10 protein-coding genes are annotated in these 10,707 nt (G+C 72.6%); 3 read left to right on the top strand and 7 right to left on the bottom strand.

Features of this window, described 5'->3' with window-relative positions; genetic code table 11:
* Positions 1–156: 156 nt before the first annotated feature.
* Together TSO221_RS20360 and pabB are read right to left on the bottom strand one after the other, a co-directional pair.
* Positions 157–960, bottom strand: coding sequence for an aminotransferase class IV (locus TSO221_RS20360; protein WP_109120355.1), 804 nt, complete (start codon positions 958–960; stop codon positions 157–159).
* Complete coding sequence (gene pabB / locus TSO221_RS20365; protein ID WP_247878152.1) at positions 957–2,240, bottom strand: aminodeoxychorismate synthase component I; 1,284 nt, start codon at positions 2,238–2,240, stop codon at positions 957–959. The genes TSO221_RS20360 and pabB overlap by 4 nt, the downstream gene beginning before the upstream one ends.
* A 231-nt stretch (positions 2,241–2,471) precedes the next feature.
* Between pabB and TSO221_RS20370 the strand changes: the two genes are divergently transcribed.
* Complete coding sequence (locus TSO221_RS20370) at positions 2,472–4,970, top strand: cytochrome c3 family protein (RefSeq protein ID WP_199229550.1); 2,499 nt, start codon at positions 2,472–2,474, stop codon at positions 4,968–4,970.
* A 4-nt stretch (positions 4,971–4,974) separates the two neighbouring features.
* Here TSO221_RS20370 and TSO221_RS20375 read toward each other — a convergent pair whose 3' ends face one another.
* On the bottom strand, positions 4,975–5,691 hold the full coding sequence (locus TSO221_RS20375; protein ID WP_109120357.1) for a hypothetical protein: 717 nt from the start codon (positions 5,689–5,691) through the stop codon (positions 4,975–4,977).
* Between the two features lie 118 nt (positions 5,692–5,809).
* Here TSO221_RS20375 and TSO221_RS20380 point away from each other — a divergent pair, with 118 nt between their 5' ends.
* Complete coding sequence (locus tag TSO221_RS20380; protein WP_109120358.1) at positions 5,810–6,595, top strand: hypothetical protein; 786 nt, start codon at positions 5,810–5,812, stop codon at positions 6,593–6,595.
* A 24-nt stretch (positions 6,596–6,619) separates the two neighbouring features.
* Here the strand turns inward: TSO221_RS20380 and TSO221_RS35545 are convergent, their stop codons facing one another.
* The 4 genes from TSO221_RS35545 to TSO221_RS20395 all read right to left on the bottom strand — a co-directional run bounded on the left by TSO221_RS35545 (position 6,620) and on the right by TSO221_RS20395 (position 9,509).
* On the bottom strand, positions 6,620–6,781 hold the full coding sequence (locus TSO221_RS35545; protein WP_158284153.1) for a hypothetical protein: 162 nt from the start codon (positions 6,779–6,781) through the stop codon (positions 6,620–6,622).
* A gap of 290 nt (positions 6,782–7,071) precedes the next feature.
* Positions 7,072–7,851: a c-type cytochrome gene (locus tag TSO221_RS20385; protein ID WP_109120359.1), complete on the bottom strand. Its 780-nt coding sequence runs from the start codon at positions 7,849–7,851 to the stop codon at positions 7,072–7,074.
* 26 nt (positions 7,852–7,877) lie between these two features.
* Positions 7,878–8,717, bottom strand: a complete 840-nt coding sequence (locus TSO221_RS35550) for a hypothetical protein (RefSeq protein ID WP_109120360.1) — start codon at positions 8,715–8,717, stop codon at positions 7,878–7,880.
* A 9-nt stretch (positions 8,718–8,726) separates the two neighbouring features.
* Positions 8,727–9,509, bottom strand: a complete 783-nt coding sequence (locus TSO221_RS20395) for a hypothetical protein (protein ID WP_109120361.1) — start codon at positions 9,507–9,509, stop codon at positions 8,727–8,729.
* A 132-nt stretch (positions 9,510–9,641) separates the two neighbouring features.
* Between TSO221_RS20395 and TSO221_RS20400 the strand changes: the two genes are divergently transcribed.
* Positions 9,642–10,613, top strand: a complete 972-nt coding sequence (locus TSO221_RS20400; protein WP_158284154.1) for an FAD:protein FMN transferase — start codon at positions 9,642–9,644, stop codon at positions 10,611–10,613.
* Positions 10,614–10,707: the final 94 nt, after the last annotated feature.

A 10,707-nucleotide genomic window follows, 5' to 3' on the forward strand; every position in this document is an offset into this window, starting at 1 on the left:
CCCCGCCGCACCCCTGCGCGACAAGCTTGATCGCGACATCCGCCGTCACCTGTCGGCGATGTACAATCCGGCCCTCACGGAACCCGTGCCAGAGCGCATTGTGAACGCGCTCACGTCAGGCCGCGATCACACTGGTGAGCCGAAACGCTGACCGCATTACACGGCTGCCGCGATCTTCGTCGTCCGCGCGCCGGGCCGGCCGTCGCCGAGCGTCCGGCCATCGACCGTCACCACCGGACGGACGCCGAGGCTGCTGGTCAGGAAGGCTTCCTCGGTGCGCGCAAGGTCCTCGACCGTCACCGGCCGTTCCGCCACGGGAAACGCCTCCAGCACCGCGGCGCGCAGCACGCCGGGCAGGGCGCCTTCAGCCACCGGCGGCGTCACCAGGGCACCGTCCAGCCACAGGAACAGGTTGGCCGCCGACGCCTCGGCGACCCGGCCGGCGGTGTTGAGCAGCAGCGCGTCGTCGGCGCCGCGCCGCGCTGCCTCCTGCCGCGCCAGCACGCCATCGAGGGTGCTCAGCGATTTGATGCGGGAAAGCGGCGAGTGCTCGTTGCGCCGGGTCTCCCGCGCCACCACCACGCGGGCCGGCGGCAGCGGCGGCGTCCGAGGGGCGGCGGTGATCAGCAGCGTCGGCGTCGGCTCGGCCGGCGGCAGCAGGCCGCGTGGGCCGGGGCCGCGGGTCAGCGTCAGGCGCAGCGACGCCTCCGACAGGCCGCGGCGCTCTAGGAGCCGCTCCATGGCGGCGGCGAGGCCGGCGTCGTCGAGCGGGACGGCCAAGCCGAGGATCTCCGCTCCGGCGCGCAGGCGGGCGAGGTGGCGGTCCAGGCGCAACGGCCGGCCGCCGCTCACCCGCAGCGTCTCGAACAGCCCGTCGCCGAGCAGCAGGCCACGGTCAGCCGGGGCGATGCGGGCCTCGGACTCCGGGACGATGACGCCGTTCAGCCAGACCTCGGTCATGCGATGCGCCCTCCCAGCACGGCCAGCAGCGGCCGGATCTTGACCAGCATCTCCTCCCATTCCGCCGCCGGGTCGGAATCGGCGACGATGCCGCCGCCGGCCTGGGCGACCACCGTGTCCGGCGTGATGGTGAGGGTGCGGATGACGATGCTGCTGTCCATCGATCCGTCGTAGCCGATGCGCACCACGCTGCCGCAATAGGCGCCGCGGCGCGAGGCCTCCAGCTCGTCGATGATCTCCATGGCGCGCACCTTCGGGGCGCCGGTGATCGAGCCGCCGGGGAAGGCGGCGCGCAGCAGATCCACCGGCCCGAGGCCCGGACGCAGCCGCGCCGTCACCTCGGAGACGAGGTGGTGGACGGTGGCGAAGCTCTCCAGCCCGGCCAGTTCCGGCACCTTGACCGAGCCGACCTCCGACACCCGCGCCAGGTCGTTGCGCATGAGGTCGACGATCATCAGGTTCTCGGCGCGGTCCTTGACGCTGGCCAGCAGTTCCTCGGCCGCGGCGCGGTCGGCGGCGCGGTCGGCGTGGCGGGGGCGGGTGCCCTTGATCGGGCGGGTCTCGACGCGGCCATCGGCCGACAGGCGCAGGAAGCGCTCGGGCGAGGCGCTGGCGATCTGCAGGGCCGGGCCGCAGTTGAGGAAGGCCGCGAACGGCGCCGGGTTGAGCGCGCGCAGCCGCTCGTACAGCGCGTAGGCGCCGACGCCCGCGGGGCGCGGCGCGGTGAAGCGCTGGGTGAAGTTGGCCTGGAAGATGTCGCCGGCGAAGATGTACTCGATCACCCGCCGCACCCGCGCGAGATACGCGTCGCGGCCGAGGTCGGGCGTCCACGGCGCGGTGGCGGTCACCGCCTCGGCGGCCGGCGGCGGTTCGGCGAGCCGGCGGGCGAGCGCCCCGGCGTCGGGGCCGGCGGCCCAGGCGCGGCGCTCGTGGTGGTCGAACACGGCGACGGTGTCGTAGAGGCCGACCACCATGTCGGGCAGGCCCGCCGGGTTGCCGTGCCGTGCCGGCAGCCGTTCCAGCCCCTGCGCCAACTCGTAGCCGAGGATCCCCACGGCGCAGCCGGGGCCGCCACGGCGGGCGGCCAGTTCGCGCTCCAGCGCGGCGAAGGCGTCGGCGCCGCTCGCCTCGATCACCCGCGCCGGTTCGACGGCGATGGTGGAGAAGCGGCCGCGCCCGCCGGCGTCGGCGGCGCTGTCGAGCAGCATGGCGTAGGGCCGCGCCGCGAAGCGGCGGAAGGCGGCGGCGGGGTCCTGGAAGGGCAGGGCGACGGTGTCCACGGCAGCACCGGATGAAAGGCGGCTCGGACGCACCCCTGTGCCCGGTTTGGCCGGGGCTGTAAAGCCTGTTCTCCGGATTCGGGAATGGCGGATCCCGCGCGGATTCCGGAATCCGGGAACGCGGCGGCCGGAAAAGGACGCAGGACGGTGGCTGCATCGGGGGAATAAAAATTGCATACTCAAAGGGATGGAGGGGCGCCGGACGCGGTGCCCGCTGATGGTGGACCGAAGATGGCGATCGGAACGAAGGGGCTGATGCGGTTGGGCGCCGCCGCGCGGGGCGTGGTCGCCGGACTGCTGCTGCTCGCCGCCCTGGCGGGGGCGGCGCTGCCGTCGGACGCGCTGGCGCAGAGCACCGGGTCGAACATCCGCCAGACCAAGCACAACCTGTCGAAGAACGCGCCGGCCGGCAACACCGTGCGCTCCACCGACGTCGATCAGGTCTGCGTCTTCTGCCACACGCCGCACGCCGCCACCAAGGACGCCCAGGGGGCGGCGGCCGGCCCGCTGTGGAACCGCAAGCTCTCCACCCAGACCTACACGCCGTACAGCTCGTCGTCGCTGGACGCGACGGGGCTGGGTCAACCGGGCGGCAGCTCGAAGCTCTGCCTGTCCTGCCACGACGGCACGCTGGCCATCGGCCAGATCAGCGTGCTGAACGGCAAGCCCAACCAGACCGCCAGCATGCAGGGCACGTCGAACTGCGCCGACGGCTCGGCCGGCTGCATGCCGGTGGGCGGCGGCGCCACCAGCGGCTACACCCGCCGCCTCGGCACCGACCTGACCAACGACCACCCGATCTCCTTCACCTACGACGACGCGCTGGCCACCCGGGACGGCGAACTGCGCAAGCCCACCCTGTCCGGCGGCAACCCGCGGATGATCGACAGCCGCGCCGTCGGCTACCGGCCGACGCTGCCGCTGGAGAACGGGCAGATGCAGTGCACCACCTGCCACGACCCGCACCTCTACGACCCGGCCGACGCCAACCGCAAGTTCCTGCGCCTGAACCGCACGCAGAAGAACGCGGAGCCGAGCGGCACCACCTTCAACGTCACCAACGACATCATCTGCCTGGCCTGCCACACCAAGGAAGGCTATGCGGAGAGCGCGCACGCCAACAGCACCTCGGCCAACGAGCAGTACACCGACGCCGCGGCCGACGCCCGCGGCTTCCCGCGCGGCACCAAGGTGTGGCAGGCGAGCTGCCTGAACTGCCACGACACGCACACCATCCAGGGCGCGCGCCGCCTGCTGCGCGGCGGCGCCGATGGCGCCGGCAACGCCAAGTCGGAGGAGGTCTGCTACACCTGCCACTCGGCGTCGGGCAACACGGTGCTGGCCACGGTGACCGAGGTGCCGAACGTGCGCACCGACTTCGAGATGGCCGCGCCCGGCTCGCACATGCCGATCAACACCGGCACCGCCGAGGCGCACGACATCGGTACCGGCGCCGCGCTGTCCGGCAAGGACGGCATCGAGACCCAGGCCAGGCTGGGCGACCGCCACGTCGAGTGCGCCGACTGCCACAACCCGCACCGGGTGCGCAAGGCCAAGCAGTTCGACGGTTCCAGCACCGCCGGCACGGCGGGCACGCACACCCACGACGACGCCGGCAACACCGCCCACACCAACATCATCTCCGGCGCGCTGCGCGGGTCGTGGGGCGTCGAGCCGACCTACGGCGGCACGCTGACCAACGCCTTCGGCAACAACCCGACCGGCTTCACGGTGAAGCGCGGCGATCCCGGGGTCAGCATCGCCAACGACGTCGACCAGACCTACGTGACGCGCGAGTACCAGATCTGCCTGAAGTGCCACTCCAACTACGCCTACGGCACCAACCCGCCGATCCTCGGCTCGTCGAGCGGCGGCACGACGCAGTACTTCACGCAGTCGGAGAACGGCGGCACCTGGACCGGATCGACGCTCTACACGAACCAGGCGATGGAGTTCCAGGGGCCGACCAACGACAGGGGCGAGCAGACCGGCACCGGCGGCGTCACCAACAACCACCGCTCCTGGCACCCGGTGATGACCTCCACCGGCCGCGACACCACCACCCGCAACAGCATGAGCGCCAACACCTGGCTCGGCCCGTTCAGCAAGGCGGTGGGCAGCCAGACCATGTACTGCACCGACTGCCACGGCAATTCGGTGACGACGACGGGAACGGTGGTGCCCGACAACAACTCGGCGGCCAACGAGAACGGCAACCCCTGGGGGCCGCATGGCTCGGGCAACAAGTTCATCCTGAAGGCGCCGTTCAGCGACAACACCGGCTCGGGCGCCACCAACGACCTGTGCTTCCACTGTCACAAGGCGGCCGACTACACCAGCAAGAACGCCACGGTGCGCAGCGGCTTCTGGGACAACAGCACCGGCAAGGACAACCTGCACGCCTACCACAACGACCGCATCGCCAACGTGAACAGCGGCAACACCAGCAAGTTCAGGTGCACCTACTGCCACGTCGGCGTGCCGCACGGCTGGAAGAACAAGGCGCTGCTGGCCAACCTGAACGACGTCGGGCCGGAGGTCGGGCTGGCGGCGGGCACCAGCGTCAGCTTCTCCGGCAAGCGCTACTACCGGGCGCCGTACTATATGGGCGCCATCCTGCGGGTGCGGAACTGGAAGAAAAGCGGCCAGTGGGCCGACACCGACTGCGGCCCGACCAGCGGCACCTACGGCAAGGACTGGATGAAGACCGCCTGCGCCAACATCCCCTGAGCGTTCACGGCCGGAAGGCAGCGGCGGGCAGGGCGGGGTTGACCTCGACCGCGTCCAGCACCGTGGCGCCGGTGTTCATGCCCATGGCGTAGTGCTGCTCGCGGAACGGGATCAGCACGCCGTTCACGTCGCGGAAGGCGTCGTACAGCGTGGCGAACTCCATGGTGGCGCCGCCCATGCTGAGGATGCCGCGCGAGCGCAGGATGCGCCCGCTCTCCGGGTCGAGGTCGGCGACCAGCGTCATGCCCTCGCCGACCGGCACCGCCAGCGCGCGCAGCGCGTTGCCCTGCTGATCGGTGACCCGGCCGAGGTCCATGACCGCCGCGCGCTTCTCCAGCAGGATCAGCGGCAGCCCGAAGCGCACCGCCTGCAGCACGATGGACTGGCGCAGCGGGCTCGGCGCCTCCGCCCCGTCCTTCCACGCCCGCGCGCCGTCGAGCACGCGCACCTCCGGCGCCTGCCCGGGGGTGCGGATGTCGATGCGGAAGCGGTCGGGGCGCTGGAACACGCGCTCCACCGGTCCCTCGGCGCCGGTGCGCAGCGAGGTCAGCCGGCCGCGCTGGCGCATGGCTTGCAAGCCCTGGAGCGCCGCTTCGCCGCCGTAGGCGTCGGCGCTCCTGCGGATCAGGGCGTCGACCTCCGGCGGAGGGTCGGCGGCGCCGGCCTGGACGGGGAACAGCACGAGGATGAGGGCGGCGCACAGCCGTCCGAACGCGCTCATTACGGGTCTCCTTGCGGCCTCGCCAGGGATATGGCGCACGCGACACGGGTTTGGAGAAGGGACGAGAGGAAAGATGAAGGATCGGACGAGGCGGACGGGGTGCGCGACGGCGGTCGCGGTGGCCCTCCTGACGGCCGCGGCGCACGCCGCCGAACCGCCGCGCGACCTGCTGCCGCAGAAGTTCCGCTTCGTGGACCAACTGATCGAGCGCGCCCGCGCGCTCGGCGGGTCGCTGGACGAGCCGCTGCGGCTGCGCGGCCAGGCGGAGGAGGCGGTGAAGGCCGGCAAGGGGCCGGAGGCCGACCAGCTGCTGTCGGCGGCGCTGCGCCATCTGGCGCAGAACAACCTATCGGCCGGGCCGAACGGGTTGGTCGCCCAGGCCGAGAGCCGCCGCCGCGTCGGCGAGCTGATGGAGGGCATCGGCGTCTACAAGGAGGCGCTGGGCGAGGCGGTGCGGCTGAAGGGCACGGCACTGGCCAGCGTCGTCGACATGCCGAAGGTGGAGGCGCTGGTGGCACAGGCGCGCACGCTCGCCGACGCCGGCAAGCCGCGCGACGCGCTGGGCCCGCTGGTCGAGGCGCACGGCAAGCTGGAGGCCGCGGTGGTGCGCCTGCGCTCCAACGACACGGTGACCTACAGCCGCGTCTTCCGCACGCCGCAGGACGAACTGCGCTTCGAGACCGCGCGCTTCGAAGGCAACCGCGAGCTGATCGCGCGGGCGCTGGACTCCGGCTTGGCCGCGCCGCAGCGCGCCCGCCTGATCGCCGCCCGCGACGACGCGGCCAAGCTGGCTGACGCCGCGCAGGCGCAGGCCAAGACCGGCGACGTCAAGGCGGCCATCCGCAGCGTCGAGCAGGCGAACGGGAAGATCCTCGACGTGGTCATGGCGCTGAGCCGGGAGTGAGGGGGCGGTTTGCCCTCTCCCTGCTCAGTGCATCCCGTCGGATGTGCGGGCGCGCAGGCGCTCGCGCACGGCGTCGATCAGGTCGAGCAGGCCGTCGTGGGAAATCCGGTCGCGTTCCAGCAGAAGGTGCAGGATCGGGTCGTCGAGGAGATCGGCCAGGGCCGGCTCCGGTACGGGGCGGGGCATCTCGTGCTCTCGTGCGTCTGGTCGTGCGCGGGGCGGCGGGAAGGGGTCCAGCCCCGGCCTGGCTCCGTCGGGACACCGGTGACGGAACGCGCCGGAACGGCCGAAGCCGGCCGTCATGGCCGGGGCTGGATCGCTAACCCTCCACCGTTTCCTCCCATGAGCCCGGTTCCTTGCCGAACGGCTCGTTTGGTTGACCAGATATTAACGGAAGTGCCCGGCCGCCTCCATGACCCAGAGGGCAGGGAGGCACGGCCGGGTTGTCCTCCCTCGGGCGGAGACGGATTGCCGCACTACTTCGTGTCGAGCGTCTGGGCGTAGGCGCCGAGGTTGGCCAGCGTCTCCGGCTCCATCCAGATGTTGGCGGGCATCGCCTCGCCGGGGCGGCCGTTGCGGATCTTGTGCAGCAGGCGCGCGGGGTCCTCGACGGCGACGGTGCCCACAAAGGACGGGGCGCTTGTGCTGCCGAAGTTCTGCGCCTTGCCGTCGTAGCCGTGGCAGGTGGCGCAGAGGTTCTGGAACATCGCCTTGCCGCGCGCCGGGTCGCCCTTGAACTTCGCGGTGGCCGGGTCGATGAAGCGCGTGGTGTCGACCTGCCCCTTGGCGACGAACAGGCCGAGGCGGCGGGCCGCGGCGTCCGGCATCACGTCGGGGGTGTAGCGGTGCGTCGGGTTGCGCAGGATGGTCACGACCGCCTCCGGATCGGCGCCGGCCATGCCGGCGATGCCCTTGATGCCGGTGGCGTGCGCGCCGCTCTTGTAGGCGCCGTCGGCGCCCTTGTAGTCCCAGCCATGGCACTCGACGCAGCGCCATGTGTCGGCCCCCTTGGCCGGGCCGCCCTTGGGGTAGGAGACGTGCGTGCGCGCCGGCAGGTTCTGGTCGAGGATCTCCGCCCACTGGTCGTACATGCGGCCTCCAAAGGCGATCAGCCACTCCTCGCTGGGATCGGCGGGGGTGCCCTTGATCCAGGGGTCCTGGTAGGCGGCGCGCTCCTGGTGGACGTGCTCCTGCGCGGCGGCCGGGGCGACGAACGCGGCGAGCAGGCCGGCGGCGAGGAGGGCGGGGACTCTCATGATGGAACCTTCCGTGGGGGAGGGGATCAGCCGGTGTAGGCGCCCGGCGTCTCGGCGCCGAACCACGCGGCGGCGACCGCCAGCAGGAACGGGACGAGGCACAGGGCGCCCAGCAGCACCGGCCGCAGCGCGGCGGGGACCGGCGCGCGGTCGGCCAGCGCGTCGGCGAAGGCGATGGGCAGCAGCAGCGCCACCGCCAGGGGGGAGGCCTTGGTGAACAGCAGCAGCTGCCCGGCCAGCACCGGCACCAGCGCGGCCAGCCCCAGCGCCGCGACGCCGACCGGCTGGCGCTGGCGCGGCCAGTTGGCCAGCAGGTAGCCGCCGGTCGCCGCGGCGACGGCGAGCGCCAGCTGCAGGATCGACGCCGAACCGCCGAGCAGGGCGACCACGCCGGTGCCGACCGCGGCGGCGACCAGGGTGACCGGCAGGGTCACGCCCTTGTCCGCCTGCTGCTCCAGCCGCGCCATGAACACGACGGCGCCAAGCGCCGCCCCGGTCAGCTCCAGCCACGTGAGCAGGGCCGCGCCGCGCATCAGCACCGGGAGGGCCAGCCACACCAGCGCCGCGACCGGCGCCAGCGCCATGACCGCTATCCGCGGTGTCCGGCGCGCGTGGGCGGCGTCCAGCGCGATGCCCAGCGCCAGCAGCCCGACGGCGGCGTAGAGCAGCTTCTGCTGCGCCGACACCGGCGGCAGCGGCGGCAGGCCGAGCGTGATCAGGTGCGAGACGAGGTAGGCGGCGCCCATGGCGACGGCGGCGCCCCAGCGCAGCCCGAGAGGGCGTGCCGCCAGACACAGCACGAGGGCGAGGGCCAGGGGCAGCAGGCCGCTCTGCACGGCGGGATTGATGAGGATCTGGTCCAGCATGGCCTGCGCTCAGGGGAAAAGCTCGCGGGGTGGAAATTCGCCGTGCCACGTGCAGTAGCCGCGGTCAAGACGTGTCTCGTAGATCCACGCGCCGCGGGCGAAGCGGTACAGCGCGTAGACCTCGCGGAAGCCTTCCTCGCTGACGTCGTCGGGGGTGCAGGACAGCTGCAGGATCTCGGCGCCGGCCGGGCCGGGCAGGATGCGCCAGTCGGAGGTGCCGGCGTGCTGCAGCTCGACCGGAAGCTCCTCCCCGGTCAGCGCGTCGGTGGCGCGCAGCGGCCGGATGCGGCCGTCGACGACCGCCACGGCCAAGCCCTGGGTGCCGTTGAAGGAGCCGAAGCCGCCCTGGTGCACCAGCACCAGGAACTCGTCGGACCGCACCGAGGTCAGCGCCACCGGCAGCAGGTTGGCGAACGGGGAGTTGAGGGGAAGCTCGGCCAGCGTGCCGCCCCGGCGGTCGACGATGCGCAGCTGCGCCGGGATCAGCCACTGGCCGAGGACGGAGCGCTCGACGGCCGGGACGGCGGTGGTGCCGAACCAGTACATCTGCTCGTACTCGCGGCGCAGTGGGCCGGGGATGCGGCCGTCGATCATCATTTCCAGGGCGCCATCGACACCATGGACCTTGCGGTCCAGCGGAAAGTGCGCGGTGACCGTGTAGCCGTGCGGGGCGAGGAACCGCCACGCCTCCACCGCTTCCGCGCCGGCCGGCAGCAGCGCCAGCGCGGCCAGCGCGAGAGCGGCGCATCGCCGGGAGCGGCGCGGGACGGTCTCTGGCTCGGCCGATGACATCGGGTGGGGGCTCGCGGGAAAACGATTGGGGCGCCGGATCTGGGTGAGGTAGCAACGGGCATGCCATGCCCCCTGTGACGCTGGCGCGCCGTGTGCATCGCAAGCATGCGTTCCTTGCCGAGACCCGCACCCATGCACCTGACCCGCCGCCGCTTCCTGACCATCGCCGCCGCCGCCGGCCTGAGCAGTCTGGCGCCCGCCGCGCGCGCCGGGGACGCGGTGCGCTGGACCGGCGCCGTCATGGGCACCGAGGCCAGCCTGACGCTGCAGGGCGCCGGGCACGCGGAGGCGGCGCGCGCCATCGGGTTGTGCCTGGTCGAACTGGCGCGGCTGGAGCGGGTCTTCAGCCTGTTCCAGGCGGACTCGGCGCTGTCCCGTCTCAACCGCCACGGCCGCCTGGACGCCCCGCCGTCCGAACTGGTGGAGGTGCTGGAGGCGGCGCGGCGTGTCCACGCGTTGTCCGGCGGCGCCTTCGACCCCACGGTGCAGCCGCTGTGGGATCTTCATTCCCGGCACTTCGCCACCCCCGGCGCCGACCCGGTCGGACCGGACGAGGCCGCCGTCGCCGCGGCGCGCGCGGCGGTGGGAATGGACGGGCTGGCGTTCTCCGCACGGGGAATAATTTTCTCGAAGCCGGGAATGGCGGTGACGCTGAACGGTATCGCCCAGGGCTACATCACCGACCGCATCGCCGACCTGCTGCGCGGCCAGGGCTTCCGCCACGTACTGGTGGACATGGGCGAGCTGAGCGCGCTCGGCCCCCGCGCTGACGGCACGCCGTGGCGCATCGCCGTCGAGGGGCCGGGCGAGGACCTCGCCCTTGATCTCTCCGACCGGGCGGTCGCCACCTCCAGCGGGCTGGGCACGCCGTTCGACGTGTCCGGCCGCAACCACCACATCTTCGACCCGGCCACCGGACGCAGCAGCCGCGAGGCGCGCCGGGTGACCGTCGTCGCGCGCGACGCCACCACGGCCGACGCGCTGTCCACGGCGCTGTGCGTGCTGCCGACGGAGCGGGCAGGCACCTGCTTCGCCGCCTCCGGCGCGCTCGCCGCCCACATCGTTCCAGCGTCCGGCCCGATGATCCAGCTCGGCGCGGCCTGAAGGGAGACCCGATCCCATGCACCGTTTCGCCAACCCCGCCCGTTTCCTGCGCATCGCGGCCGTGATCCTGCCGTGGAGCGCGGGGGCCACCGTC

This window comes from Azospirillum sp. TSO22-1 (genome assembly GCF_003116015.1).
Classification (GTDB): Bacteria; Pseudomonadota; Alphaproteobacteria; order Azospirillales; family Azospirillaceae; genus Azospirillum.